The organism is Microbacterium sp. (assembly GCF_051953575.1).
GTDB lineage: Bacteria > Actinomycetota > Actinomycetes > Actinomycetales > Microbacteriaceae > Microbacterium.
The window spans coordinates 1-26,670 of the sequence record NZ_JBQCIP010000245.1; the positions used below are offsets into that span (position 1 = coordinate 1).

Genomic DNA, 26,670 nt, shown 5'->3' on the forward strand with positions numbered 1-26,670 from the left:
CGGGGGGGGGGCCTGTCTGGGGCCTCCGGCGGGGGGGCCCGGGGCGGGGGGGGGGGGGGGGGTTGTTTGGGGGGGGGGCCCCCCCCGGGGGGGGGGGCGCCCCCCTCCTCCACATCCGGCTGCCTGCGCGGATCGTCCACAGAAGCGCGCAACGGCCGGCCGCCGGATGCGCGACGCCGACACGATGAACCCGTGACGACCTTTACAGGCGACGAGCCGGCATCCCATCAGCTGGCCATCGTGGTGCGCGAACTCGTCCGACTGATCGAGAGACTCGAAGACGCCTCAGCCTTCGCCCGCCGGCTCTCGGGCGAGACGGCCTGGCAGGCGAAGGCCGCGACCGCGTTCCACGAGCGCGCCGACACGTGGGCGGGCAACGTGTCGGGACTGCGCTGCCTGGCCGAGACCCTGCGGCTGGACGCCTCCCATGCCTGCGACCGTGCCGCTTTCGCCGAGTCGGCCCTGTCCCCGTTCGCCGGGGGCGTGCGGTGACCGCGGACGCGCCTGACCCGCAGCACGTGTTCGACCCTGGCGCGGAGCTCAGTCAGCCGGGGCGCCAGAGCGCCGACGAGGGCGTCTTCGGGACGCTGAACGACCTCGCGCCCGACAGCGACGGGGCGCTGCAGATCCGCAGCGGCGGCGCGGTCGCGGTCGACACGTGGACCCTGCGCGAGACCGCCGACAGGTTCGTCGGTGCCCGGCTCGAGCTCGACGGCATCCGCATGAGGCTGGGGTCGCTGCAGAACATGCTGCTGGCCGAGCGCCGATACGGGTGGGACGCCGCATCCGCGGCCAGCGTCCTCTCGGCGGGACTGCGCGACGTGCAGGACGAGGCACAGGCGATCGCCGAGGCCCTGCGCGGCGCGGCCGCGGGGTACGAGGTGGTCGAGCTCGACGTGCAGCTGCGCGCCGCGCAGGCGGCGGGCGATCCGGTCCTGATCGGCATGCTGGAGTCGCGTCGGGCGGCGGTGATCGCGGAGTATCCGGATGCCGCCGCCCAGGCCTTCTCGGCGCAGCACGGCTTCGCCACCGAATGGCAGCACGAGCTCGTGCGCCAGGCGACGCGCTGGGGTGTGGGCGTCGGTGACGAGTTCGGCCCCCAGGCGGCTGTCATCGGCGGCGCGGGACTCGGGGCGCTCACCTTCGCCGGCACGGCGTTCCTCGGTCTCGCGGGCACCGGTCGGCTGTCGCGGGAGGCGCGGCTGTCGGGCTCCGCCGGACCGGTCACGGTCACCGCGGTGGCTCCCGCGGCACCGGGCGGCAGCATCCCCTCGGTCGCTCCGGGCGGCGCCGGCGCACCCGCGGTCGGCGTGGCGCCGCCGTCGTCATCCAGGCCGCCGGCCACGGTCGCGCCGCAGAGCCTCGCGGCGGCAGCGGCGCGGATCCCGGGCGACGGTGCGGCGCGCGTGCGCGTGGAGAGGTACGCGATGGCGGACGGGACGACGAAGTCGGTCGTCTACATCGCGGGCATGCAGTCCGGAGCGATCGGCGGCGACGAGCCGTGGGACAACCTGTCGAATGCAGAGCTCTATGCGGGCAAGACGTCCGATTCGTACGCGGCCACCGAGGCGGCGCTCGCCGCGGCGGGCGTCGAGCCGGGTGACGAGGTGCACGTCGTCGCGTTCTCGCAGGGCGCGATGATCGGCGCGCACCTCGCGCTGGAGGGCGACTTCGACGTGCAGACACTGGTGTCTCTCGGCTCACCCGTCGATGCCGACGTCGGGTCGGGCACGCTCAGCGTCGTGGTGCGTCACAGCGACGACCCCGTGGCGGCGCTGGCCGGCGGCGGCCACGGCGAGACGGTGGGGAGTGCGGGCAGTTTCGTCGCCGAGCGCGTGTACGACCCCGACAGCGATCCCGACGACGTGCTGTGGCCCGCCCACCGGCTGACGGCGTACACCGAGACCGCCGAGCTCGTCGACTCGTCAGGGGATCCGCGGGTCGCGGGCGTCCACGACGTCTTCGCGGAGCTGGCCCAGGCCGAGTCGGTCGAGGTCAGCGAGTACGCCGCGGTGCGCGGATGAGGCGGATCAGTCCTTCTTGGGCCGCAGGATGATGCCGAAGATCCAATTGATGAGCGAGATGATGATCGCCGCGACCACGCCCCACCAGAAGTCCTCGACGCGCAGGCCCCAGTTCCACCAGTGCGTGAGCCAGGCCGTCAGCCACAGCAGGAAGGCGTTGATCAGCAGGCCGATGAGGCCGAGGGTCAGGATGTAGATGGGGAACGCCAGCACCTTGATGACGGTGCCGATGATCGTGTTCACGAGGGCGAAGATCGCGGCGACGACGAGCAGCGTCAGCACCATCTGCAGCGTCTCGCCCGGCGGGAACGGCACGACGGTGACCTGGAGCGCCGGGATGAGGGTCACGACCCAGATCGCGAACGCGTTGACGACGACGCGGAGAAGGAAGCCCATAGTGCGGCCAGTCTTCCACGGGCATCCGCCAGGGGCCAGCACCTGGTGCACCCGCGCGAGGGGTGCCGTTCGTAGACTGGGCCGGTGACCGACGCTCCCGAGATCCCCGTCCGCGTGCGCCCCGAGGTCGCCGCGCTGCCGCCGTACAAGCAGGGCAAGCAGGCCGGCGCCGAAGCGTTCAAGCTGTCGAGCAACGAGAACCCCTTCGACCCGCTCCCCGGCGTTCTCCAGCGCGTGCAGGCCGCCACCGCCCTCAACCGCTACCCCGACGCGACCGCCGCACGCCTGCGCGAGCGGCTCGGCGAGCGGTTCGGCGTCGGACCCGACGGCGTGCACATCGGTGCGGGCAGCGTCTCGATCCTCGCGCAGCTGGTGCTGGCGACCGCCGGACCCGGCGACGAGGTCATGTACGCGTGGCGGTCGTTCGAGGCGTACCCGTGGCTCGCGGTCGTCGCCGGCGCGGACGCCGTGCAGGTGCCGCTGGCCGAGGGTGCGCGCCACGATCTCGACGCCATGGCCGCAGCCGTCACCGACCGCACGCGCGCGATCATCGTCTGCAGCCCCAACAACCCGACCGGACCGATCGTCACGCAGGCCGAGTTCGACGCCTTCATCGCGAAGGTGCCCGCTGACGTCCTGGTGATCCTCGACGAGGCGTACGCCGAGTTCGTCACCGACCCCGACGCCGTCAAGGGAGCGACCGTGCTCGCCGGCGGGGCGCACCCCAACGTCGTCGTGCTGCGCACGTTCTCGAAGGCCTACGGGCTCGCCGGCCTCCGAGTCGGCTACGCCGTCGGCCACCCCCGCATCCTCGACGCCGCCCGCAGCACCGCGATCCCGCTGTCGGTGACCGCGTTCGGCGAGGAGGCTGCGCTCGCGAGCCTCGACGTCGAAGACGAGCTGCTCGAGCGCGTGGGGATCATCGCCGAGCGCCGTGACCGCCTCGCCGCGGCGCTGCGCGACGCCGGCTGGGTCATTCCGGTGGCCCAGGGCAACTTCGTGTGGCTGCCCGCCGGAGACGAGACGCTCGCCATCGCAGGCGCCTTCGAAGAGGCCGGCCTGATCGTCCGGCCGTTCGCGGGCGACGGCATCCGGATCTCCGTCGGCGAAGAAGAGTCTGTCGAGAAGGTCCTACGGATCGCGGCATCCGTTGTGAAAGACCTCCCAGAAGGCCACGCCGGACGCGGGCTAGCGTAGAACGGTGACCCCGCCTGAAGACTCGGTGATGACCGACGCCACGGCAGCGGCCGCCGGTACCGCCGACACCGACGCCCCCGTCGTCCGCTTCCTCGAAGCGGACGGGACCTTCGCGCCCACCCCCGCCGCCGAGCGCTATCGAGAGGCCGTCGACGGCCTGGCGGATGCCGACCTCGAGACGTTCTACCGCGACATGGCGGTCATCCGCGCGTTCGACGTGCAGGCCACGAACCTGCAGCGCCAGGGGCAGCTCGCCCTGTGGCCGCCGAGCTACGGGCAGGAGGCCGCCCAGGTCGGGTCGGCGCGCGCCGCACGCCCGCAGGACCACCTCTTCCCCTCGTACCGCGAGCACGTGGCCACTCGCATCCGCGGCGTCGACCCGATCGACATCATCCGCGTGATGCGCGGGCTCACGCACGGCGGCTGGGACCCGACCGATCCCGCCAACGGCAACACCCGCATCTACACGCTCGTCCTCGGCGCGCAGACGCTGCACGCCACCGGCTTCGGCATGGGCCTCGTGTTCGACGGCCGCTGCGGCACCGGCGACCCCGAGCGCGACGAGGCGGTCATCGTCTACTACGGCGACGGCGCGTCCAGCCAGGGCGACGTGCACGAGGCCATGGTGTTCGCGGCGAGCTACCGCACTCCCGAGGTGTTCTTCCTGCAGAACAACCAGTGGGCGATCTCGGTGCCCGTCGCCACGCAGTCGCGCTCGCCGCTGTACAAGCGCGGCGAGGGCTACGGCATGCCCAGCATCCGCGTCGACGGCAACGACGTGCTCGCCAGCTGGGCGGTCACGCGGGCCGCACTCGACGAAGCGCGTTCGGGCGAGGGCCCGCGCGCGATCGAGGCGATGACCTATCGGCTGGGCGCCCACACCACGAGCGACGACCCGACCAAGTACCGCACCTCCGACGAGGAGGAGTCGTGGCGCCGCCGCGACCCGCTGGCCCGCATGAAGGCGTTCCTCCTCGGCCGGGGTGCGTCCGACGCGTTCTTCGCGGACGTGGATGCCGAGGCCGAGGCGCTCGCGTCCGACATCCGCGAGCGCACGAACGCCCTCGACGGCCTGGAGGCCGACTCGATGTTCGCCCACGTCTACTCCGAGGAGCACCCGCTGATCGAGCAGCAGCGCCAGTGGCTCGCCGCGTACGAGGCATCCTTCGAGGGAGGCCAGGCATGACGGGCGTCGAGACCCTGCCGCTCAGCCGCGCGATCAACGCAGGCCTGCGCGCATCGCTCGCTGGCAGCGACCGCGTGCTGCTCATGGGCGAGGACATCGGCAAGCTCGGCGGCGTCTTCCGCGTGACCGAGGGCCTGCAGGCCGAGTTCGGCGACCGCCGCGTACTCGACACCCCGCTTGCCGAGTCCGGGCTCGTCGGCACCGCGATCGGTCTCGCGATGGCGGGATTCCGTCCTGTCGTCGAGATCCAGTTCGACGGGTTCGTGTTCCCCGCCTTCGACCAGATCACGACGCAGCTGGCGAAGCTCACCAACCGGCACGAGGGCGCCGTGCAGATGCCCGTCGTGATCCGCATCCCGTACGGCGGGCACATCGGCGCCGTCGAGCACCACCAGGAGAGCCCCGAGGCGTACTTCGCGCACACCCCGGGCCTGCGGGTCGTGAGCCCCTCGACGCCGAACGACGGCTACTGGATGATCCAGGATGCGATCGCGTCGGCCGACCCGGTGATCTTCCTCGAGCCCAAGGCGAAGTACTGGATGAAGGGCGAGGTCGACACGACCGCCCGTGCGCTGCCGCTCCACGCCTCGCGCGTCGTGCGTCGCGGCACCGACGTCACCCTCGTCGGCCACGGCGCGATGGTCACGACGATGCTGCAGGCGGCCGCTCTCGCCGAGGCCGAGGGGACGAGCATCGAGGTCGTCGACCTGCGCTCCCTCTCGCCGATCGACTACGGCCCCATCCTGGAGTCCGTGCGCCGCACCGGCCGCATGGTCTACGCGCAGGAGGCCCAGGGCTTCGCGTCGCTGGGCTCCGAAGTCGCCGCGACCGTCATGGAGCAGGCGTTCTACGCGCTCGAGGCCCCCGTGCTGCGCGTGTCGGGCTTCGACGTCCCCTTCCCGGCGGCCAAGCTCGAGGGCGTCTACCTGCCCGACGCGGACCGCATCCTCGAGGCCGTCGACCGGTCCCTGGCCTACTGATCGGAGCTCCCATGAGCACGCAGACATTCGTCCTCCCCGACGTCGGCGAAGGCCTCACCGAGGCCGAGATCGTACAGTGGCGCGTGGCGGCCGGCGACCAGGTCGCCGTCAACGACGTGCTCGTCGAGATCGAGACCGCCAAGTCGCTGGTCGAGCTGCCGTCGCCGTTCGCGGGCACGGTCGGCGAGCTGCTGGTCGCCGAGGGCGACACGGTCGACGTCGGCGCCCCGATCATCACGATCGCCTCCGGCGCAGGAGCGGATGCCGCATCCCCGGCGACGGTCGGCCAGTCCGAGCACGGCGCACCGGCCGAACCCGCGGAAGCTGGCGAAGGTGCGGTGCTCGTGGGCTACGGCACCGGCGGGCACGTGCAGTCGCGTCGCCGCAAGCCGGCGGCCCCGGCCGAGGAGCGGGTGGCGGCATCCGTCGGCGTCGTCGCGAAGCCGCCGATCCGCAAGCTCGCGCGCGACCTCGGGGTGGATCTCACCGCCGTCACGCCGAGCGGGCCGGCCGGCGAGGTGACCCGCGACGACGTCGTCAAGCATGCGTCGCAGGCCAGCGTGTTCCGCAACATCGAGACGCCCGAGTGGGGCGACGTGCGCGAGCAGACCATTCCGGCGCCCGCCCGCACGGCGCCGGTCGTCGCGCCGTCGGCGCCCGCCCCCGACGCGGCGGGCCGCGAAGAGACCATCGCCGTCAAGGGCGTGCGCAAGGCGACGTCGTCGGCCATGGTGCAGTCGGCCTACTCGGCGCCGCACGTGTCGGTGTGGACCGACGTCGACGCGACCCGCACGATGGAGCTCGTCAAGCGGCTGAAGGCCTCCCCGGACTTCGCCGACATCCGCGTCTCGCCGCTGCTCATCATGGCCCGTGCCGTGATCTGGGCCGCCCGTCGCACGCCCATGGTGAACGCCGCGTGGGTCGACGCCGAGGGCGGCGCCGAGATCCGTGTGCGCCGCTACGTCAACCTCGGCATCGCCGCCGCCACGCCGCGTGGCCTCCTGGTGCCGAACATCAAGGACGCGCAGGACCTGTCGATGCGCGAGCTCGCCAAGGCCCTCGAGAAGCTCACCCTGACGGCGCGCGAGGGCAGGACGACCCCCGCCGACCAGCAGGGCGGCACCATCACGATCACGAACATCGGCGTGTTCGGGATGGATGCCGGCACCCCGATCATCAACCCCGGCGAGGCCGGCATCGTCGCCATGGGCACGATCCGCCAGAAGCCGTGGGTCGTCGACGGCGAGGTGCGGCCCCGCTTCGTGACGACGGTGGCCGGTTCGTTCGACCACCGCGTGATCGACGGTGACGGCATGTCGCGGTTCATCGCCGACGTCGCGTCGATCCTCGAAGAGCCCGCGCTGCTGCTCGACTGAGACCGGTCAGCGCGCGGTCGGCGCTTCGTCCGCGTCGGCCGTGCGGCGGTTCGCGCGAAGGAGGGATGCCGGCGCCACCGACCGGGGGCGGCGGAGGATCAGCAGCAGGGTGATGGCGAACAGCCCGCCGAGGGTGCCCGCCATGATGTCGCCCATCGTGTCGTCGAGGCTGCCCAGCTGCGCCGTCGTGCCGAGGATGCTGTCGCTCGCGAACTCGCAGATCTCCCATGCCGCGGCGAAGGCCATCGCCGTCAACTGGATGACGAGGAGTCCGAACCACGTCGGAAGCGGGACCTGCAGCCGCTCCTCGACCCGTCGAAGCCACAGCATGCCCAGCCAGGCGACCAGGACGCCCGAGTCGAAGTGGACGAGCGTGTCCCAGTCGGCGATCACCCAGTAGACGTGCAGGGCGCTGCCCATGAAGGGCCCCGCGACGATGAAGATCAGGTAGTGCAGCTGCAGCGCGCGCGGCAGCGTCGTGCGGAACACCAGTTCCGCCGCCGCGGGCGCCCACATCGTCACGGCGAGCAGCACCGTCAGCAGCATCTCGACCTCGAGGCCGGCCGCGGCGATCACCAGCGCGATCGCGATCATCGACACCTGGAACGGCAGTGCCAGGAGCAGGGGTCGGCGGATGGCCTTCAGACGCACGACCCGAACGTAGCGCGCCCAGCGCGGGAGGGGAAACGCGGACGATTTGAGAACGATTCTCATTAACATTAGAGTGGGCGACATGAACCGGTCTCGACGTGCGCTCACCCTGCTCGGCCTCGCGGCGGCATCCACCCTGGTCCTCGCCGGATGCGCAGGCGGCAGTGCCGGCGCAGACGGCGGCCGCCTGCAGGTCGTCGCCTCGACGAACGTGTACGGGCAGATCGCCGCCGAGATCGGCGGGGACGCCGTCGACGTGACCTCGATCGTCTCCAGCGCGTCGCAGGACCCGCACTCGTTCGAGCCGAGCGCGCGCGACCAGCTCATCGTGTCGAAGGCCGACCTCGTCATCGAGAACGGCGGCGGCTACGACGCGTTCGTCGCCGGGCTGATCGACGCGAGCGGGACGAAGGCGCCCGTCATCACCGCGGCGGAGCTCTCGCCGGCCTGGCCCGCGGACGCGCACGACGACCACGCCGATGCCGGTCACGAGGACCACGCCCACGTCGAGGGCTTCAACGAGCACGTCTGGTACGACGTGGACACCGTGCGAGCGGTCTCGAAGGCGATCGCCGACCAGCTGTCCGAGCTCGACCCCGCGCACGCATCGGACTTCGCCGCGAACGCGAAGGCGTTCGGGGCCGACCTCGACGGCCTCGACGCGGCCCTCGCCGACATCGAGTCCGCGCACGGCGGCGAGCAGGTGTTCATGACCGAACCCGTGCCCGGCTATCTCGTCGAGGACGCGGGGCTCGTGAACGTCACGCCCGAGGCCTTCAGCGAGGCCGTCGAGGAGGAGCAGGACGTCGCGCCGGCGACTCTGCTCGAGGCACTGAACCTCATCGGCGGCGGCTCGGTCCGCGTGCTCATCACGAACACGCAGACCGGCGGGGCCGAGACGCAGGCCGTCATCGACGCGGCCGACGAGCACGGCGTCCCGACGATCGCGTTCTCGGAGACCCTCCCGAAGGGAGAGACTTATGTCTCGTGGATGCAGGCGAACATCGAAGCACTGAGCGCGGCGCTGGCGTGAGCGCGGCCGCGTCGGGCGCCGCGCCCGTCCTGAGCATCCGCGGCGCGGCGCTGCAGCGCGGCGAGCGGGAGCTGTGGGCCGGGCTCGACCTCGACGTGCGACCCGGCGAGCTCGTGGCCGTCCTCGGACCCAGCGGATCGGGCAAGACGACCCTGCTGCGCGCGATCCTCGGGCTCGAAGAGCTCTCGCAGGGCACGATCGAGGTGCTCGGGGAACCCGTGCACGGCCGCGGCAACCGCCGCATCGGCTACCTGCCGCAGGCGCGTCCGCTGCCCCGCGACACATCGCTGCGCGGCCGCGACCTCGTCACCCTCGGGGTCGACGGCCACCGGTTCGGGCTGCCGATCCCGCGTCGTGGCGACCGTGCCCGCGTCGATGCGCTCATCCAGGCGGTCGGGGCGCAGGACTTCGCCGACCGGCCTGTGGGCGAGCTGTCGGGCGGCGAGCAGCAGCGGCTGCGCGCCGGCCAGGCCCTCGCCGACGACCCGCCCCTGCTGCTGTGCGACGAGCCCCTCACGAGCCTCGACCTCGCGAACCAGCAGGCCGTCATCGGCCTGATCGACCGGCACCGCCGCGAGCGCGGAGCGGCCGTGCTGCTCGTGACCCACGACATCAACCCGCTGCTGGGCAAGGTCGACCGCATCCTCTACATCGCCAACGGGCGCTTCACCCTCGGCACCCCACAGGAGGTGCTGCGCTCGGACGTGCTGACCGCCCTGTACGGCGCGCACGTGTTCGTGCTCCGGGCCGGCGACCGGCTCGTCGTCGTCGGTGCACCGGATGCCGAGGCATCCCACCACCACCACGAGGGCGAGGCGCACCTGTGAACTGGAGCGACATCGCCGACGCCATGTTCGGCGGGCTGCCGTACTACGGCGAGATTCTCGGCCTCGTCTCGAACTCGCTGTGGGCGGGCGCCGTGCTCGGCCTCGTCGGCGGGCTCGTCGGCGTCTTCGTCATGCAGCGCGACATGGCGTTCGCGGTCCACGGGATCAGCGAGCTGTCGTTCGCGGGCGCCGCGGCCGCCCTGCTCATCGGCGTGGACGTCGTCACCGGCTCGATCGTCGGATCGATCGTCGCGGCCGCGATCATCGGGCTGCTCGGCGCCAGGGCGCGCGACCGCAACTCGATCATCGGCGTGCTGATGCCGTTCGGGCTGGGTCTGGGCATCCTGTTCCTGTCGCTCTACGACGGGCGCAGCGCGTCGAGCTTCAGCCTGCTGACCGGGCAGATCGTGTCGGTGCAGACCGGGCAGCTGTGGTGGCTCGTCGCCATCGGCGCGCTCGTGCTGCTGGGTCTGCTCCTCATCTGGCGGCCGCTGCGCTTCGACTCGCTCGACCCGCAGTCCGCCGCCGCACGCGGGGTGCCCACGACGGCCGTCTCGCTGCTGTTCATGCTGCTGCTCGGCCTCATCGTGGCCGTCGCCGTGCACATCATCGGCGCGCTCCTCGTGATGGCCCTGCTCGTGACACCGGCGGCCGCGGCCATGCGCGTCGCGTCGGGCCCGCTGTCGGTGCCGCTGCTGTCGGCCCTGTTCGGCTTCGTGTCGGCTGTCGGGGGCATCCTGCTCGCGGTCATGGGCACCCTGCCGGTGAGCCCGTACATCACCACCATCTCGTTCGTCATCTACCTCGTCTGCCGCGGCATCGGCGCCCGCAGGGGCCGCGTCACCCGCGTCCCGGCGTGACCCGTCCCGGCTCGCGCACAGGGGCCGCGGGTAGACTCCCGGGCATGGCCCAGCGCAACACGTGGCAGCGCGAACGCGTGCGCGAAGCGCTGACGGACGCCCGCGGATTCGTCAGTGCGCAGTCGCTGCACGCCACCCTCCGCGACGAGAACACCGGCATCGGGCTGGCCACCGTCTACCGCGCCCTTGCCGGCCTCGCGGCTCAGGGCGACGCCGATTCGCTGCAGAGCCCCGAAGGCGAGGCGCTGTACCGCGCGTGCGTGAGCGCCGGACACCACCACCACCTCATCTGCCGCTCCTGCGGCCTCACGGTCGAGATCGAGGCCACCGACGTCGAGCAGTGGGCACGCGCCACCGCCGAGCGCCACGGCTTCCGCGACGCCGAGCACGTGGTCGACATCTTCGGGCTGTGCGCGTCATGCGCGGCCGCCGCCGACGCGACCGCCGAGCAGCGTGACCCGCACTGATCCGGCACAGCGGCCGACGGCGACGCGATACGAGCCGGCGACCGCGCGCCTCGGGCCGTCGCCCCAGGCCCGTGCGTTCCTGTGGCTCTGCGTGGGCCTTGCGGTCATCGGCGGGCTGTTCCTCGTCGACTGGCTCGCGCCGACCCTGTTCCCGGCATCCCTCCCCACCCGCGCGCAGGACGGCCTGACCCTCGCGATCAGCGTGCTGATCGAGTCGATGCCGTTCGTGGCGCTCGGCGTGGTGCTGTCGATCGTCGTGCAGGTGTGGGTGCCGCCCGGCGTCATCGAGCGATGGATGCCGCGCCGCGCGTGGGCCCGGCGGGCTGTGCTGTCGCTGCTCGGCATGATCGTCCCGGTCTGCGAGTGCGGCAACGTGCCGTTCGCGCGCGGCCTCCTCATGCGCGGGTTCTCGGTGCCCGAGACCCTGACGTTCCTCATCGCAGCGCCCATCGTGAACCCCATCGTGATCATCACGACCCACCAGGCGTTCGGGTTCAGCGACGGCATCCTCATCGCCCGCATCCTCGGCGGGTACGCGATCGCCAACCTCATCGGCTGGCTCTACTCGCGGCATCCTTCGCCCGACGCGCTGCTGACCGACCACTTCCGCGACACGTGCGAGCTCGTCGTCCACGAGCCCGGCGGCAAGTGGCGGCGCACGATCGCGCAGTTCGTCATCGAGCTGCGCGCCGTCATGCCCGCCCTCATCATCGGCTCGGCGCTCGCCGGCGCGGTGCAGGTGCTCATCCCGCGGGAGGCGCTCGTGGCCATCGGGTCCAACCCCGCGCTGTCGATCGTCGCGATGATGCTGCTGGCGATGGTGGTGTCGATCTGCTCCAACGTCGACGCGTTCTTCGCCCTGTCGTTCGCGTCGACGTTCACTCCCGGATCGATCGTGGCGTTCCTGCTCGTCGGGCCGCTGGTGGACGTCAAGATGCTCGCCCTGCTGCGCACCACGTTCACGTGGCGCACGCTCGGGGGCATCGTGACGGTCGTGGTGCTCTCGGCCTTCGCGATCGGGACGGCGGTGAACCTCCTTGCGTAAGTCGGGCTTCATCGGCACGCGGTGGCTGGGCGTCGGGCTCGCCGCCTGTCTCGCCGTCGTCACCATCGGGCTCGCGGTGACCGGCCGGCTGGGGCTGTACATCAACCCCGACTCGGCCTGGTTCGCCGTCACGATGGCGGTGTTCGTGCTCGTCGGCGCGGTCGCCTCGTTCGCGCTGCCGCTCGGCGCCGAGGCCGACCACGGCCACGACCACGGCGGTGCGCATCGGCACGAGCCAGCGCACGCGCACGAGGCTGCGCACGCGCAGGAGCCGGCGCTGATCTCGGAGGGTTCGCGCCCGAGCCTGCGCACCTCGCGCGATTCTGCGAAGCCGGTGAGCCCGAGTCACGGTCACGATCACGACCGCCCCCGTCACCCTCTGGCGTTCGCCGCGACCGTGGCGGGCGGCGTCGCCGCCTCGGGCGTCGTGGTGCTCACGCTCGTGCTGCCGCCGGCGTCGTTGAGCGCCGAGCTCGCGATGTCACGCGATGTGGGCGCGACGCCGCTGTTCGGCGGCGCCGACACGATCCAGCTGGCCTCGACCGGCGACACGTCCTCGTTCGGGGTCGGCGAGTGGGCCACGGCGTTCGCGACCGCCACCAACCCCGACGCGTTCGACGGCGATCCCGTGCAGCTCACCGGGTTCGTCACGCCCGGGCCGGACGGCGGCTTCGACCTCACCCGGCTCGTGATCACCCATTGCGTCATCGACGCGCAGCCCGCAAGCCTGCCGATCGTCGCCGCATCGGACATGCCCGACACCGGCCAGTGGGTCACCATCACGGGCACCGTGCGCTCGTCGTCCGACGGCCGGCTCGTCGTCGATGCGGCGAAGGTCGACGAGATCGCCGAGCCCGAGGACCCGTATGAGTACTGAGCAGCCGACGCGTCGCGCCCGGGCGCAGCGCCGGCGCGGCCGCGCGTTCGCCGTCAGCTTCACGCTCGTGCTCGGCGCGCTCGCCGTGCTCGGACTCGCGGGGGCCACGGCGAGCGTGGCGCAGGGCCCGCGCGTGACGGACGTCTCGGTGGACCCCGCAGCGGCGGCTGCGGCATCCGGATCCCGTCTCATCGTGACCACGACGCAGACGCTCGCCGACGTCGACCCCTCGCAGGTGACGGTCAGCCCCGCGACGCCGTTCCAGGTCGACACCTCGGGGCGCAGCGTCGGCGTGCGGTTCACCCTGCCGCTGTGGGACGACACCGCGTACACCGTGAAGATCGACGGCGTGGCCTCGCTGGGCGGCGGGCCGACCGCGACGATCACCGAGACGTTCCGCACCCCCGAGGCCCACGCGTTCCTGCTGCAGCGCGGCGGCGAGGACGGCGATCTCATCTACCGCACCGACCTCGGCGGCAAGAAGGCCGTCCCGGTGTTCCGGAATCCGCACATCGAGGACTTCCGGGCCACCGGATCGCACCTCGTGGTGGCGGTGCGCACCGACGACGACGAGGCCGGTCTCATCGTCGCCGACCTCGACGGCAAGAACCAGCACGAGCTGCCGCTGCCCGGCAAGGGGTACGTGTCGAACCTGCAGAGCGCCGACCGCGGCGAACGCATCGGGTACACGTTCTCGGACGCGCACCTGAGTGCCGACGGGGGCCGCGAGAGCCGGCTGTACACGGCCTCGCTCGGCGACCCGGCCGCCGACCCGGTGCCGATCGAGGTGCAGGGCGCCGACCCGCGCGTCGCGGAGTGGCGGTTCGTGCCCGACACCGACAGCATCCTGCTGCTGTCGTTCGATGGTTCGCTGCTGCTCACGGGATCGGGCGGGTCCGCCTCGGCGACCGCTCTGGGCGTCGCCCTCGGGCTCGAAGGCATCGCCCGCGGGTCGAACCAGGCCGTCGTGGACCGCCCCGACCATGCGGCCGTCATCGACCTGACCGACGCGAGCGAGCAGCAGCTCGTCGCCCCTGCGCAGGACCTCGGCGGCACGACCTCGGTGACCCCGCTGCCGGACGGCTCGACGATCCGCACCGCCGCCGTGCTTGACGCGGACGGCATCCCCACCGGCCGCACGTCGGTCGCGCTCGTCGCCGCGGACGGCGCGACCCGCATGCTCACCGAGATCGCCGACACGGATGCCGTCATGCAGGTGTGCGTGTCGCCCAGTGCCCGCTACGCGGCGGTGCTGGTGGCTCCCGATGCCGTCAGCAACGCCTACGACACGTACCAGCTGCCGCTTCCCGAGCGCCCCGAGACGCGGGTGCTCGAGATCGCCGACGGCTCACAGGTCGTGGCGTTGAAGGGCTCGTCGATCTCGTGGTGCCAGGTGCCCCCGGCGGCGTGACCTCTGAGCGGATGCCGGGGCATCCCGTCGCCGCCGCTCGGGCGGACGCGCCGTGCCGCGTCAGTCGCGGGGCGGCGGGCCCGACGCCGCCGCTTCCGCCTCGACCGGGTCGGGCACCGGGATCTTCGACGGCAGACCGCTCGCGAGCAGCAGACCGAGCACGGTGAGCGCGAAGACGAAGAACAGCGACTGTCGCAGCGCCCCGACCTGGGTGTCGGCGTAGAGGCGGGCGATCTCTTTCGCCGAGGCGGTGTCGGCGCCGGCATCCGTCAGCATCTCTTCGGCCTGCTGCTGCGAGACGATGGGCGCGCCCTTGGACGCCGTGGCCACGACCTGGTCGCGGATGTCGTCGGGGATCGTCGTGCTCTGCTGCACGGCGGTCGTGAAGCCCGACGTGAGCAGCAGGATGAACACCGAGCCGACGATCGCCGTGCCGAACGACGAGCCGAGGTTCTGGAAGGTGCCCTGCAGACCGCCGACCTCGGACGTGTCGGACTGCTCGACGGCCGACATGTTGACGTTCCCGAGCTGCGACGCCAGCAGCCCGAATCCGGCGCCGACGACGAACATGCCCGCCGCGAACGCCCAGTCAGCGAGCTCGGGCTGCACGGCGAGGAAGACGACCAGCACGCCGAGGCCGAGGGTCAGCTGGCCGATGCGGCCGATGTTCCGCGCGGAGCGCACCGTCGACAGGCGCGAGCCGAGGATCGAGAACAGGATGAGGCCGAGCGAGAGCGGGAGGATCTTGAGGCCCGTCTGCAGCGCGTCGTACCCGAGGATGGTCTGCAGGTACACCGGCACGACGAAGAACAGCGCGGCGATCGCGAAGTACTGCGCCATGAACATCGTGAGGCCGCTGCGCAGCGCCGTGATGCGCAGCAGGCTGACCTTCAGCAGCGGCACCCGGCCGCTCCGCTCCAGCCGCTGCTGCCGCTTGACGAACAGCCACAGGACGACGATCGACAGCAGGATGAGGTACGCGACCGGCGAGACCCCGAAGGGCGCGAACGGCTCGCCGCCAACGATCGGCGGGTCCAGCGGCACGATCCAGCCCCATGTCTTGGACTGCAGGATGCCGTAGACCCCGAGGCCGAGGCCCAGCGCCGACAGCACGACGCTCAGCAGGTCGATGCGCAGCGTGCGGTCGCCGGGCACGTCCTTGATGCGGCCCGAGACGATCAGCACGAGGGTCATGACGACGGCCTCTGCCACGAAGACGTAGCGCCACGACGAGTAGGTCGTGACGAGACCGCCGATGAGCGGTCCGGCCGCCGCCGCGCCGCCGGTGACCGCGCCCAGGACGGCGAACGCGACGACGCGCCGGCGGCCGGTGTAGTTGATGGCGGCCAGCGCGGCGATCGCGGGGATCACGAGCACCGCGCCGAGACCCTCCACGAGCGACCAGCCGAGCATCAGCACTCCGAGGTTCGGGCTCAGCGCCGTGGTGAGCGAGCCGATGCCGTAGACGACCGAGCCGATGCGGAACGCGAGGCTGCGGCCCCAGCGGTCGCCGAGCTTGCCGCCGGTGAGCATGAACGCCGCCATCGTGAGCGCATAGAACGTGATGGCCGCCTGCATGCCCGAGATGTCGGTGTGCAGGTCGTGCGCCACGGTCGAGATGGACACGTTCATGACCGTGCTGTCGAGCACCATGATGAACTGCGAGACGCTCAGCAGGATGAGCACGAACCACTTCCCCATGCGCGAACACTAGGGGCTGCGACGCCCGCGGTCACCACCCGTGTGGGGTGACCCGCCACCCGTAGACTTCCGGCATGGCGCAGGAACGGTGGCGGGCGGCGACGCGCGCCGACCTGGAGGGGCTGGCCGCCGAGGTCGCGCCGCGGCTGCTCGGCGCCCGGCTGACGACCGTCGTGGACGGCGAGACCGTGGTCGTGCGGATCACCGAGGTCGAGGCCTATCACGGGCGCGGCACCGGGCCGGTGCCCGATCCCGGCTCCCACGCGCGCATGGGGCAGACCGCCCGCAACGCGACCATGTGGGGCGAGCCCGGTCATCTGTACGTGTACCTCAGTCACGGCATCCACTCGTGCGTCAACGTGGTCAGCGGTCCCGAGGGCGTCGCCGGCGGGTGTCTGCTGCGGGCCGGCGAGGTGATCGAGGGAATGGATGCCGCCTTCCGCCGCCGCCCGGCAGCCCGGTCGGCGCGGGACCTGGCGCGCGGACCCGGGCGGTTCGGCGACGCCGTCGGCTTGCGGCATCCCGTCCACGACGGGATCGACGCGATCACCGGCACGCCCCGGCACGGTGCCGTCGCCGTCCTGGAGCTTCGCGCCGCGCCCCTGGCCGAGGTCGCCGCCGGGCCGCGCGTGGGCGTGGCCGGCGTCGCGGGCACCGACGTGTTCCCGTGGCGCTTCTGGGTGCCGGGCGACCCGACCGTGTCGCCGTTCCGGTGGGGCCGCGGCGCGCGCGAAGCAGCCGAGGCGGCCGCGTTCCCATCGCATTCTTAGGCTCCGCTGAGCCGGCTCATGAACACCGTCCCTAGCGTCATGGCGCGAAGGAAGGAGCCGCATGGCGCAGGTCAAGGTCGACAGGAGCCTGCTGGCAGGCATGACGAAGCGCGAACGCCAGGCGTTCGTGCGCGAGGCAGCCCGGCAGGAGCGCGAACGGCTGGCGCGACGGAGGCGCCGGCGGCGTATCGCGGCATGGTCGGCGGCCGGAGCCGTCGTCGTGCTGGCGGTCGCCGGGGGCATCACCGCCGGCGTCGTCTCGGTGAGCAACGCGGCTGCCGCCGAAGCGGCCAAGAAGGCCGAGGCCGCGGCCGATGCGGCGCGCGGGCCCGCGAACATGCTGACCGACGGCCTGCTGCTCAAGAGCGCCGGAGACGGCGCGACCGCCACCCCCGTCACGACCGGCGCCCTCGAAGCCGGGGCGAAGCCCGGCAAGAGCGCATCGGAGGTGGCGACCACCGGAGTGCTCGATGTGCAGCTGTACATCGACCCGACCTCGACCGAGGCGGCGACGTTCTGGTCGACGGAGGGCGCGGCGCTGCAGAGCGGCCTCGTCGCGGGCGACCTGACGCTCGAGCTGCACCCGATCGCGCAGACCGGCGGTGCCGACGCGCTCGCCGCGGTCGCCGCCTTCGGCTGCTTCGCCGCACGGCAGCCCGCCGCCGCCCTGGCCGCCTGGAACGCGATGCTGCAGGTGGGCATCGACGGTGCCGCGACGGGAACCGCGCTGACGGCGGACGACCTCACGGGCGTCATGACCACGGCCGGCGCAACCGACGACGTCGTGAAGTGCGTCGACGGCGACACGTACGCGGAGTGGGCGGATGCCGCCAGCACGCGCGCGACGACCGGCATCCCGTACGCGACCGACCCCGTCGGGGCGACGTCCGGCGTGACCGTGGTCGCCGCCGGCTCCGTGTACACCGGGGCGCTCGATGACGCCGGAGCCTTCTCGTCGTTCTTGACCGACGCCCTCGCCGCGGCGACGGCGGGCTGACCGGCGCCCGCCGGGGCGCCGAAGGGGTCAGCGCAGCGAGGTCACCGCGGTGATCGCCGCACGCAGCTGCTGGATCCGGCGCTCGTAGCGGGCGGCGATGAAGATGAGCACGGCACCGCCGATGCCCAGCCACAGCCACCACGGCACGGCCACGTACGAGGTCGAGATCCACGGCCACAGCTGTGCGACGCCGTGCACCAGCACCACCGCCGATCCGATGACGAGCGGCGCCTGCAGTCTGCGCACCGCGCCGACGACCACCAGCGCCACGGCGGCGACGCCGAGCGAGACGACCCGCCACAGCTCGGTGCCGCCGACGAAGTCGTACAGCAGCGAGGGAAGCAGCAGGAGGACGAGCCACGGACCGAGGGCCGGCCAGGTACGGGACTCGGGCCGCGTGCGCAGGGTGCGCACGCCGTACGCGAGGCCGCCGACGGCGGCGGGCACCGTCACGAGCTCGGCGGGGTCGACGCCGAACCCGAAGAAGGCCAGCACGGCGAACACGGCCGCGGTCACGGCGGCGACGATCGCCGGCGCGGGGCCCAGCCTGTCGCGCCGCACACCCGTGACGTATGCGGCGGCGCTCAGCAGCGACATGGTCACCGCTGCCCGCACGCCGTCGAAGTCCGACGCCACGGCGAGCAGGTACGACTCGGCAGCGGCGAACAGCACGCACGCCACCGCGAGCACCGCGCCCACCGCGAGAGACACCACCCGCGCCGAGGTGGCACGCAATGCGGCCAGTGCGACGGCTCCCGAGATCGCCGCACCGGCGACGACCCAGAGATCCGCCTCGAAGCCGGGCGTGTGCGCGACGGCGACGAACCGCAGACCGCACGCGATGGCCACCAGCGCCACGCCGCCCACCGCGAGCACCGCGCCGAGCCGCGCCCAGCGCCGCAGCCCGAGCACGGCGGCTCCGGCCACACCGCCGAGGCCCGCGAGCACCACGGTCACGGCGGACGAGAAGGCGCCGGCTGCGGCATCCTGCACGAGTGTGACGGCGACGACGGCGGTCGCTGCCGCGGCGACCGCTGCCGCGACCCGCGCCTCGGGCAGCCTGGATGCTGTGGCCGTCAGGATCACCGCGACCACGACCGCTCCGCACGCGGCGACGAGCGCCGCCGCTTCGGCTCCTGGGAGCCCGCCGCCGATGAGCGCGCGCAGGCCCATCGCGAGCGCCGCCGCCGACAGGATCGTCGCCGACGGCACCCGCACCCGCCACGCGTCGGGGATCGGGGTGGCCGCGATCGCCGCGGCGACGACCAGTCCGATGCCGATGACCAGCCACGTGCGCGCGGGCTCCGGCGGCGCGAGCAGGCTCGGCACCGTCGCGAGCACGAGCGCCCCGGCCCACACCCACTCCTCGCCGGCCGGCCAGGCGACACCCGAGCGCCGGCGGCGCAGCACCGCGAGCACGGCCCCCGCGCCGAGGGCCCCGGCCACGGGAAGCACCACGAACTCGATCTCGCGTGCGCCGCCCACGAACACCGCCACCGCGGAGACGACCAGCGCGGCGCCGAGCGCCGTCCAGCGGGTGGCGCGGCCGAACGGGGCCCGTTCGAACGCGGCCGACGCCACGTGAGCGGTCAGCAGCAGCGCGAGGGCGACCGCGACCACTCGGCCGTCGTGCACGGATCCGACCACTGCGACGGCGGCGAGCCCGAGCGCCACCGGTGGCGCTGCCACCGCGTACCCGCGTGACGACAGGCGCGCGGGACGGGCGAGCGAGAGACCCACGCCCGAGGCGTAGGCGACGGCGGCGAACACCGCGAGCCACGCGAGACGCCAGGTCGAGGCATCCGGTTCCCACGTCGTCGCACGATCGACCGCGAAGATCCCGACCGCCGCGAGAGAGACGGCCGCGCCGACCACCGACGGCGGCCGGATCACGCGCACCGGCGTGAGGGTCAGAACCAGGCACACCGCGGCCGCGACGGCTGCGGTGGCCGTGCCGCGCACCGCGGCCTCGGAGTCCGGGACGGCGTCGAATACCGAGAAGAAGCCGATGGTGACCATGGGGGCGACGAGGCCGACGAGCAGCCCTGCGCCGATCGCGATGCTCGCCTCGGCGCGCCGGCGCAGACGCACGAGCACGGCCGCGAGCACCACGAGGGCGACCGCCGTGGGGACGCTGTAGGACTCGGGCGTGAATGCGATGGCCGGGGTGCCCGCGTCGAGCCACGTCCACCAGGCCGCGCACGCCGCGACGACGGCGGGCCACACGAGCAGGCGTCGCGGTGCGGCGGTCAGCGCGACCCCGCCGCGACGGGTGGCGAACGCGTCGTCGGCGGGGTCCGCGGCGGCGAGTGCGATCCACCCTCGGGTGAGGGATGCCGCACCCCACGCGACCGCTGCCAGGGCGAGGAGCGCCCACACCAGCTCGGCGCCGACCCCCCAGACGACGCAGGCGCCGGTCAGGAGCCCGCCGAGGTCGGCGGCGGTGCGTGAGCGGAGAGGACGCAGCGGCGCGGGGGCAGACGTGGCGCCGGCCGGAGCGGGTCCGAACGGGGCGGGGGCAGGCGGAGTCATCGCGGGGTCGCTCATCGACGGTGCGAGTCCGGCGGGAGCGGGCGGTGGCGATGCGGGAGCGCTCGCCGCTGAGCTCGTCTCGACGGGGGCGGTCCTCAGCATCGCGGCGACTCCTCCTGCCACGACGACGAGCACCGGCCCTGCGACGAGGACCAGGGTCGCCCACCCCTCGTCGCTCGCATCTGCCATGTCGAGCGCCGCGTGGACGATCGTGGCGAGGGCGGGCGCCGCGAAGAGCGCCGCTGCGGAGACCGCGTGCCCGCGCAGCCGGGTGCGCCCGAAGACGATGGCGCCGAGCAGCAGGATCAACGCGACGCCGCGCACCAGTGCGAGCACAGGTTCGCCGATCGCCGCGAGAAGGGCTGTGGTGCCGGCATCCGTCGCGACATCGTCGGCCCCGGCCACGAGGATCCAGACCAGCGTCAGCGCGAGCAGCGCGTACCCCGACACGGCGAGGCCGACGCGGCTCGCGGCGTCGAGTCGCGCGAACGCGGCCACCGCGAGCACCACGAGGGCGAGCCACTGCAGCAGCACGAGGGCCACCGCGGGGCCGGAGCCCGTGAGATCCGTCGCCGCCCCCAGCGCGGCAGGGGCGATGACCGCGGCGATCACACCGACCCCCACGGGCGCCAGGGCGAGGGTGACGGCGAGCGGACCGTCTGCGCGCCGGGCGGCGCGCAGTGCGACCGGGTAGGCGAGCGCGACGGCCACGCCGACGAGCCACAGCCACGGGAGCGTCGTCCCGGCCGCGAACGCCGTGGCCGCGGCCAGCGCGCCGGCGATGGACCACCCCGCGACGGCGCCCCGGCCGCCGGACGAGCGGACGCCCCGCCCGGCCAGCACGACGGCCGCGCCTGCCGCGACGACGGCGGCGCCGACGACGACGGCGGGCACGGTCGTGTACGCGGCCGCGGCGAGGAGCAGGAGGACGAGCACGACGGCGCGGACGTCACGCAGCACCGGGCGAGAGAGCGTGGGGGCGGCCAGCAGCAGGCCGCCGAGGATCACCGCCGACACCAGCGGCACGAACGGAGCCTCGGGAGCCGGCGAGGTCAGGGCGAAGGCATCCGTGCCCCACAGCGTCCACGCCGACATCGCGCCAGAGGCGGGCACGAGCCACAGGAGCGGGGCAGCCACCAGCGAGCCGACGCCGACGACGCCGGCGACCACAGCGGCAGGGATCAGCGTGCGCGATCCGCGACGCGCGCGCAGCAGATCGAGACCGGCCGCCACGACGACGGCCAGCACCGGCGCGACGAGCAGCCAGAGGAAGGGCTGGTCCAGGCGCCAGGCGAGCTGCCAGCCGGCGCCGGCCACCGCCGCCGCCGCGACCCCCGACGCGACGCCCGAGATGATGCGCGACCCGGGCAGCGGCTCGGCGCCCCGACGCGGTCGCACCGACCACGCCTGGGCCGCGCCCACCGCTCCCACCAGCGCGCTCGCCCACACCACCACCGGACCCGCATCGCCGGTGGCCACGATCGTCGCCACGACGGCGCCGATCAGCGACACCACGCCCGCGATGGCGAGCACCAGCCTTTCGGGCTCGCCGGCGGCGCCGGGGCGGGCCGACGAGAACGGCGCGGGGAGCACGTGGGCGAGGCCGCCGACGGCGGCGCCGATCAGGCCGGCCGTGAGCGCTTCGCCGGCGGGAGCGTCCAGCAGACCGCCCACGAGGAACCCGAGGCCCGCAGGCAGGGCGAGCGCCGCGGCGAGGTCCGGTCCGCGCAACCCGGACAGTCGTGCCCACGCCCGGCACACGACGGCCACGGCGAGCGCGGCGATGCCGGTGTACAGGGCCGCGTCGGTCGCACCGGTGCCGAAGAGGTCGTTCGCGCGCACGGCCCAGGCGTCCAGGGCGATCAGCCCGACCCCGAGCACGCCGATGCCCTCGGCCGTGGCCCCGAGGTCGCGGCGGCGCAGCCACGACGCCAGCACGATGGTCGCGAGCGTGACGCCGCCGATGATGAGCGCCCGTACGGCGATGCCGGCGACGAACCACGCCAGCAGCAGGAAGAACACCGCCGCGATGCCGACGAGCGAGACGCCGACGATCAGCAGCAGCACGGGCACGGTGAGCCGGCGGCGAGGAGGTGTGGGAGTCGCGCCCGTGACCGGCGCGCCCGTGACCGGCGGCGGGCCCGACTGCCAGGGAACGCCTGACGGTGCGGGCCACGACGGATCCGGTGGCGAGGCGGGGGCCGCGGCGGTCGCCGCGGGCGTCGGCGCGGCCGCCGGCAGCCCCGAGGTGGCGACGGGGCCGGACGGTGCCTCCGCGATCTCGGGGCCAGGGCCGAGGGGATCGGCATGGGTCTCGGGGATCTGCGGAGCCTCGACCGCCGCGGCCGCCGGGGCGGACACCTCGATGTCCGGGTCCGCGGTGCGCGCGGCTGCAGCCGGTGGTGCCTGCTCCGCCGCCGCCACCATCACCCTGTCCACCGCCACGGGCAGCGCCGCCTCGGCCGCCGCGAAACCGCGGGTGGCGGCATCCGTCCCCGGCGCCGGATCCGGCGACAGACGGATCTCGTCGATCAGCCGCTGGCGCGACAGCTCGGTGTCGAGCAGGCGCTGACCGAGGGTGAGCACGCGGGGCGCACGGGAATCGGTGAGGAAGAAGCCGCACGACGGGCAGGTGGGGGCCGACACGGCGGCGAAGCACGACGGGCAGCGGTGGCTGTCGGCGAAGTCGTACGGCGACGACGGCCAGATGCGGGTGACGGCGCGCGGCTCGGACATCTCGACCCCTCTCGTGCGGATTGGGCACCATGGTCCCACCGGGCGAGCGAGCGCCTGAAAAGTTGTCGACAACCGCAACGGATGAGGATGCCGGCGGTCGTCGTTTGGATATCGTCCCCAGAGCTATTCCCGCCCCGGAATATGCGCTGATCGGGCGTTCGCCGTGCCCTCGGATGGTGCCCGGTCAGGTCAGGGAGGTCGTGCGTGCTAGACTGACTCTTTGTCTGCGCGCACTCCAGCACGCAGTTCGCATCCCACACCAGATCCTGCCTTCATCGGCCGGGTCGAACGCGGGGTGCAGACAAGGGATCTTGGGTGGAGCCGTCCGGCTCCACGGTACTAAGGAGACATCACTATGGCAGCAGTGTGCCAGGTGACTGGAGCAGTTCCCGGCTTCGGTCACAACATCTCGCACTCGCACCGCCGGACGAAGCGCCGCTTCGACCCGAACGTGCAGAAGAAGACCTACTTCGTTCCGTCGCTGGGTCGCAACATCAAGCTCAACGTCTCGGCCAAGGGCATCAAGGTCATCGACGCTCGCGGCATCGAGGCGGTCGTGCGTGACCTCCAGGCGAAGGGTGTGAAGCTCTAATGGCCAAGAAGGCACAGGACGTCCGTCCGATCATCAAGCTGCGTTCGACCGCCGGCACGGGGTACACCTACGTGACGCGCAAGAACCGCCGCAACAACCCCGACCGCATCGTGCTGAAGAAGTACGACCCGGTCATCCGCAAGCACGTCGATTTCCGAGAGGAGCGTTGATCCATGGCTAAGAAGAGCAAGATCGCGCGCAACAAGCAGCGCCAGGAGGTCGTCGACCGCTACGCCGCCAAGCGCCTTGAGCTGAAGAAGGCGCTCGTTTCGCCGACGTCGACCGACGAAGAGCGCGAAGCCGCTCGCGTGGGCCTGCAGAAGCTGCCCCGCAACGCGTCGCCGGTCCGCCTGCGTTCGCGCGACGTCATCGACGGCCGCCCCCGCGGTGTCCTCACGAAGTTCGGCATCTCGCGTGTCCGTTTCCGTGACATGGCGCACCGTGGCGAGCTGCCCGGCGTGACCAAGTCGAGCTGGTAAGCACCCTCGGTCGCTGAGCCTGACGAAGCGTCGCTGAAGGCCCGGAGTACCTCGGAACTCCGGGCCTTTCGCTTCGTCTGACGCGGTTGCGGAGTGCGCACCGCGCCGCGATGTCAAGCGCTGTGCACCGCCTGCGAAGGAGCGGGAGGATGGATGCATGCGCCTCGATCCGTTCTTCGATGAGCGCCTCCGCGTGCACCGCAAGTACATGTTCGACCAGGCGGTCGGCGTGGTGCGCGGCAGGCTGTCCGCGCTGTGGCCGTTCGGTCGCGCCCCGCTGCCCGCCGCTGCCTCGGCGTCCGCCTCCGCCTCGGCGAAGGCCGAGGCCCCGAAGGCCGGCGGCGCGAAGGCCGGTGCCGGGGCGGACCGCCGCGGCCCGCACGCGCGGGCGCGGGCCAAGCACCGCCGTGCCGCACTCGCCTGGGACCGCACCGAGCTGAGCACGGTGGGCACACCCGGGCCCGATGTGCGCATCACGGAGCACGAGGTGGCCGTGCCAGGCCACCCGTCGGTCCGGGTGCGCGTCTATCATCCGCCGGTCACCGGCGACGCGCCGGTGCCTGCCGTGCTCGCGTTCTACGGCGGCGCGTTCCGCATCGGCGGCATCGACTACCCGACGACGGATGCCTCGTACCGACGCCGCTGCGTCGACGCCCATGTGGCGATCGTCGCCGTCGCGTACGCGCTGGCGCCCGAGCATCGGTACCCGACGCAGGTCGAGCAGGCGTACGCGGCCCTGGACTGGCTCTTCGCCTCGGCCAGCGAGCTCGGCGTCGACCCGAGCCGCATCGGCGTGCAGGGCATCTCTGCGGGCGGATGCCTGGCCGCCGCGCTGACGATCGTCAACCGCGACCGGGCGAACCACCCGATCACGCTGCAGCTGCTCGAGGTGCCCGTGGTCGACCTCACGGGCGCGCACCTCGACCTCGGCGCGATGCGGCCGCTCGGCATCCCGCGCTTCCTCGCCGTGCGCGAGCTGCGCTCGGTCGCGCGCACGTATCTCACCCGTCCGCAGGATGCGCGCGAGGCGTACGCGTCGCCGCTGCGCGCGGCGTCGCACGCGGGGCTGCCGCCGGCGGTGATCCTGACGGCCGAGTACGACCCGATGCGCGGCGACGGCGATGCGTACGGCGCCGCGTTGCGCGACGCCGGCGTCGATGCCAGTGTCGTGCGGTACCAGGGCGTGACGCACGACACGGCGATCTTCACCGGCGTCCTGCCGGCCGCGCGCCGCTGGCACGACGACGCCGTGACGGCGCTGCGCCGCCTGCACGACTGAGCCGCGCGAAAACATACCCTTTCGCGGTTCCGGACGGGAGTCGCGAAAGGGTATGGTTTCGCCGCGATGCGGCGCGCGTCAGATCGCGGCCTCGGGCTCGCGGACCTGGTGCTCGGTAGCCCAGGTCAGGGCGTAGTCGGCGACCTCTTCCCAGCCGTCCTGGCTGACGATGCGGTGCGTGCGGCCCGGGTACTCCTTGTATTCGACGACGGCGGGGCTTCCGGACTTGCGGTACTTGTCGAGGATGGCCTTGCCGATCGCCGGCGGCACCACGTGGTCGCGCTCGCCGGTGATGATGAGCAGCGGTGCGCGGTCGGTGCGGCCGTAGTCGACGTGCGACGCGCCGCCCTTCTCGTTGAACGCCGCGGCGACGCCCTCGAAGAACACGCGGTTGTAGGAGTTGACGGCGTACTGCTGCCACAGCTCGTCGGATGCGGCACGGCTGAGGTCGTTGCCGAACGTGAAGTGGAAGTGCCGCTTGGACAGTGGCTTGGCGCCGTTGCGACCGAACGGGTTCGCGAGGATCGGCGTGCCCGTCCAGAGGGTCGACGGCGGCAGCGTCGTGACGCCGGCGGGCTGCCCGGGGGTGACGCCGACGTAGGCGACGCCGAGACCGCGGTCGGCGAGCATCTGCGTGAACAGGCCGCCGAACGAGTGGCCCATGATGATCGGCTTCTGGGGAAGGGCGCGGATGATGCGCTCGTAGTGGTCCACGATCTGCGCGATGCCGATCCCCTTGAGCGCCTCGGAGTTATTCCGGATGTCTTCGACCGAGCGGTCGTCGATGCCGGGCCAGCCCGGGACGATGACGTCGTGGCCGGCGGCGCGGAAGCGCTCGGCCCAGGTGTCCCAGCTCTTGGGCGTCATCCACAGTCCGTGGATCAGGACGATCGGGGTCTTGGTCGAGGCGTTCATGTCGTGCTCCTTGGGTGAGGTGGTGCTCGTGGGTGTCAGGGCTCCGGATCCGGTGCGGTTCGGCTGATGTATCCTGATGGTAGACCGAACGTTCTATCTACGCAAGAGTATTCCCGCATGGCACGATGGAGAGGAAGAAAGGCCCATGACGATGACGACGGATGCCACGGCCACACGTCCCGGCTCGGCCCGGGAGCGCCTGCTCGGCGCGGCCACCGAGCTGTTCTACAACGAGGGCATCCACTCGGTGGGCGTCGACCGCATCATCGAAGAGGCCGGCGTCACGCGCGCCACGATGTACAAGCAGTTCGCCGGCAAGGAGGGGCTCGTCCTCGCCTA

Annotated in this window: 25 protein-coding genes; 20 read left to right on the top strand and 5 right to left on the bottom strand. The window is 72.6% G+C overall.

Annotation, left to right across the window (positions count from 1 at the left end):
• Positions 1–192 precede the first annotated feature (192 nt).
• Both ACTHNQ_RS14760 and ACTHNQ_RS14765 read left to right on the top strand, forming a co-directional pair.
• Positions 193–492, top strand: coding sequence for a hypothetical protein (locus ACTHNQ_RS14760; protein ID WP_440334557.1), 300 nt, complete (start codon positions 193–195; stop codon positions 490–492).
• The gene (locus tag ACTHNQ_RS14765) at positions 489–2,024 is read left to right on the top strand and encodes a hypothetical protein (RefSeq protein WP_440334559.1); all 1,536 of its coding nucleotides are present in this window, start codon (positions 489–491) and stop codon (positions 2,022–2,024) included. The genes ACTHNQ_RS14760 and ACTHNQ_RS14765 overlap by 4 nt, the downstream gene beginning before the upstream one ends.
• Positions 2,025–2,030: 6 nt before the next feature.
• Here the strand turns inward: ACTHNQ_RS14765 and ACTHNQ_RS14770 are convergent, their stop codons facing one another.
• Positions 2,031–2,420, bottom strand: a complete 390-nt coding sequence (locus ACTHNQ_RS14770) for a phage holin family protein (RefSeq protein ID WP_440334561.1) — start codon at positions 2,418–2,420, stop codon at positions 2,031–2,033.
• A gap of 84 nt (positions 2,421–2,504) precedes the next feature.
• On the opposite strand from ACTHNQ_RS14770, the gene ACTHNQ_RS14775 reads away from it, so the two are divergent.
• Genes ACTHNQ_RS14775 through ACTHNQ_RS14790 form a run of 4 tightly spaced genes read left to right on the top strand, consistent with a single transcriptional unit; the run spans position 2,505 to position 7,159 of the window.
• On the top strand, positions 2,505–3,617 hold the full coding sequence (locus ACTHNQ_RS14775; RefSeq protein ID WP_440334563.1) for a histidinol-phosphate transaminase: 1,113 nt from the start codon (positions 2,505–2,507) through the stop codon (positions 3,615–3,617).
• A gap of 28 nt (positions 3,618–3,645) precedes the next feature.
• Entirely contained in the window at positions 3,646–4,803 is a 1,158-nt protein-coding gene (locus tag ACTHNQ_RS14780; protein WP_440334595.1) for a thiamine pyrophosphate-dependent enzyme, read from the top strand.
• Complete coding sequence (locus ACTHNQ_RS14785; protein ID WP_440334564.1) at positions 4,800–5,783, top strand: alpha-ketoacid dehydrogenase subunit beta; 984 nt, start codon at positions 4,800–4,802, stop codon at positions 5,781–5,783. The genes ACTHNQ_RS14780 and ACTHNQ_RS14785 overlap by 4 nt, the downstream gene beginning before the upstream one ends.
• An 11-nt stretch (positions 5,784–5,794) precedes the next feature.
• A complete protein-coding gene (locus tag ACTHNQ_RS14790) occupies positions 5,795–7,159 on the top strand; it encodes a dihydrolipoamide acetyltransferase family protein (protein ID WP_440334566.1) in 1,365 nt (454 codons plus the stop codon).
• A gap of 6 nt (positions 7,160–7,165) precedes the next feature.
• Here ACTHNQ_RS14790 and ACTHNQ_RS14795 read toward each other — a convergent pair whose 3' ends face one another.
• Positions 7,166–7,810: a hypothetical protein gene (locus tag ACTHNQ_RS14795; protein WP_440334568.1), complete on the bottom strand. Its 645-nt coding sequence runs from the start codon at positions 7,808–7,810 to the stop codon at positions 7,166–7,168.
• 82 nt (positions 7,811–7,892) lie between these two features.
• On the opposite strand from ACTHNQ_RS14795, the gene ACTHNQ_RS14800 reads away from it, so the two are divergent.
• Genes ACTHNQ_RS14800 through ACTHNQ_RS14830 form a run of 7 tightly spaced genes read left to right on the top strand, consistent with a single transcriptional unit; the run spans position 7,893 to position 14,330 of the window.
• Entirely contained in the window at positions 7,893–8,843 is a 951-nt protein-coding gene (locus ACTHNQ_RS14800) for a metal ABC transporter solute-binding protein, Zn/Mn family (protein ID WP_440334570.1), read from the top strand.
• Entirely contained in the window at positions 8,840–9,670 is an 831-nt protein-coding gene (locus ACTHNQ_RS14805; protein ID WP_440334572.1) for a metal ABC transporter ATP-binding protein, read from the top strand. Before ACTHNQ_RS14800 ends, ACTHNQ_RS14805 begins: the two co-directional genes overlap by 4 nt.
• The gene (locus ACTHNQ_RS14810; RefSeq protein ID WP_018173559.1) at positions 9,667–10,530 is read left to right on the top strand and encodes a metal ABC transporter permease; all 864 of its coding nucleotides are present in this window, start codon (positions 9,667–9,669) and stop codon (positions 10,528–10,530) included. Before ACTHNQ_RS14805 ends, ACTHNQ_RS14810 begins: the two co-directional genes overlap by 4 nt.
• 44 nt (positions 10,531–10,574) lie before the next feature.
• Positions 10,575–10,997, top strand: coding sequence for a Fur family transcriptional regulator (locus ACTHNQ_RS14815; RefSeq protein WP_018173558.1), 423 nt, complete (start codon positions 10,575–10,577; stop codon positions 10,995–10,997).
• A complete protein-coding gene (locus ACTHNQ_RS14820) occupies positions 10,984–12,042 on the top strand; it encodes a permease (RefSeq protein ID WP_440334575.1) in 1,059 nt (352 codons plus the stop codon). The genes ACTHNQ_RS14815 and ACTHNQ_RS14820 overlap by 14 nt, the downstream gene beginning before the upstream one ends.
• Positions 12,035–12,919, top strand: a complete 885-nt coding sequence (locus ACTHNQ_RS14825) for a TIGR03943 family putative permease subunit (protein WP_440334577.1) — start codon at positions 12,035–12,037, stop codon at positions 12,917–12,919. The genes ACTHNQ_RS14820 and ACTHNQ_RS14825 overlap by 8 nt, the downstream gene beginning before the upstream one ends.
• On the top strand, positions 12,909–14,330 hold the full coding sequence (locus ACTHNQ_RS14830) for a hypothetical protein (protein ID WP_440334579.1): 1,422 nt from the start codon (positions 12,909–12,911) through the stop codon (positions 14,328–14,330). The genes ACTHNQ_RS14825 and ACTHNQ_RS14830 overlap by 11 nt, the downstream gene beginning before the upstream one ends.
• A gap of 60 nt (positions 14,331–14,390) precedes the next feature.
• Here the strand turns inward: ACTHNQ_RS14830 and ACTHNQ_RS14835 are convergent, their stop codons facing one another.
• Positions 14,391–16,031 (bottom strand): MFS transporter, encoded by a 1,641-nt coding sequence (locus ACTHNQ_RS14835; RefSeq protein WP_440334580.1) that lies wholly within the window; start codon positions 16,029–16,031, stop codon positions 14,391–14,393.
• 74 nt (positions 16,032–16,105) lie between these two features.
• On the opposite strand from ACTHNQ_RS14835, the gene ACTHNQ_RS14840 reads away from it, so the two are divergent.
• Positions 16,106–16,801, top strand: coding sequence for a DNA-3-methyladenine glycosylase (locus ACTHNQ_RS14840; RefSeq protein WP_440334582.1), 696 nt, complete (start codon positions 16,106–16,108; stop codon positions 16,799–16,801).
• A 61-nt stretch (positions 16,802–16,862) separates the two neighbouring features.
• Complete coding sequence (locus tag ACTHNQ_RS14845; protein WP_440334584.1) at positions 16,863–17,798, top strand: hypothetical protein; 936 nt, start codon at positions 16,863–16,865, stop codon at positions 17,796–17,798.
• 27 nt (positions 17,799–17,825) lie between these two features.
• Here the strand turns inward: ACTHNQ_RS14845 and ACTHNQ_RS14850 are convergent, their stop codons facing one another.
• Positions 17,826–23,066: an SCO7613 C-terminal domain-containing membrane protein gene (locus ACTHNQ_RS14850; RefSeq protein WP_440334586.1), complete on the bottom strand. Its 5,241-nt coding sequence runs from the start codon at positions 23,064–23,066 to the stop codon at positions 17,826–17,828.
• A 355-nt stretch (positions 23,067–23,421) separates the two neighbouring features.
• On the opposite strand from ACTHNQ_RS14850, the gene rpmB reads away from it, so the two are divergent.
• The 4 genes from rpmB to ACTHNQ_RS14870 all read left to right on the top strand — a co-directional run bounded on the left by rpmB (position 23,422) and on the right by ACTHNQ_RS14870 (position 25,416).
• The gene (gene rpmB / locus ACTHNQ_RS14855) at positions 23,422–23,658 is read left to right on the top strand and encodes a 50S ribosomal protein L28 (RefSeq protein WP_013584774.1); all 237 of its coding nucleotides are present in this window, start codon (positions 23,422–23,424) and stop codon (positions 23,656–23,658) included.
• Positions 23,658–23,828 (top strand): 50S ribosomal protein L33, encoded by a 171-nt coding sequence (gene rpmG, locus ACTHNQ_RS14860; protein WP_018173550.1) that lies wholly within the window; start codon positions 23,658–23,660, stop codon positions 23,826–23,828. Before rpmB ends, rpmG begins: the two co-directional genes overlap by 1 nt.
• A 3-nt stretch (positions 23,829–23,831) precedes the next feature.
• Positions 23,832–24,137 carry a 30S ribosomal protein S14 gene (gene rpsN, locus ACTHNQ_RS14865; RefSeq protein WP_018173549.1) on the top strand — a complete coding sequence of 102 codons (306 nt, stop codon included), beginning with the start codon at positions 23,832–23,834 and terminating at the stop codon, positions 24,135–24,137.
• A 157-nt stretch (positions 24,138–24,294) separates the two neighbouring features.
• Entirely contained in the window at positions 24,295–25,416 is a 1,122-nt protein-coding gene (locus tag ACTHNQ_RS14870; protein ID WP_440334589.1) for an alpha/beta hydrolase, read from the top strand.
• 78 nt (positions 25,417–25,494) lie between these two features.
• On the opposite strand, the gene ACTHNQ_RS14875 is transcribed toward ACTHNQ_RS14870, so the two are convergent.
• Positions 25,495–26,331: an alpha/beta hydrolase gene (locus ACTHNQ_RS14875; RefSeq protein WP_440334591.1), complete on the bottom strand. Its 837-nt coding sequence runs from the start codon at positions 26,329–26,331 to the stop codon at positions 25,495–25,497.
• 145 nt (positions 26,332–26,476) lie between these two features.
• On the opposite strand from ACTHNQ_RS14875, the gene ACTHNQ_RS14880 reads away from it, so the two are divergent.
• The coding region (locus ACTHNQ_RS14880) for a TetR/AcrR family transcriptional regulator (protein ID WP_440334593.1) at positions 26,477–26,670 on the top strand (194 nt) is incomplete at its 3' end.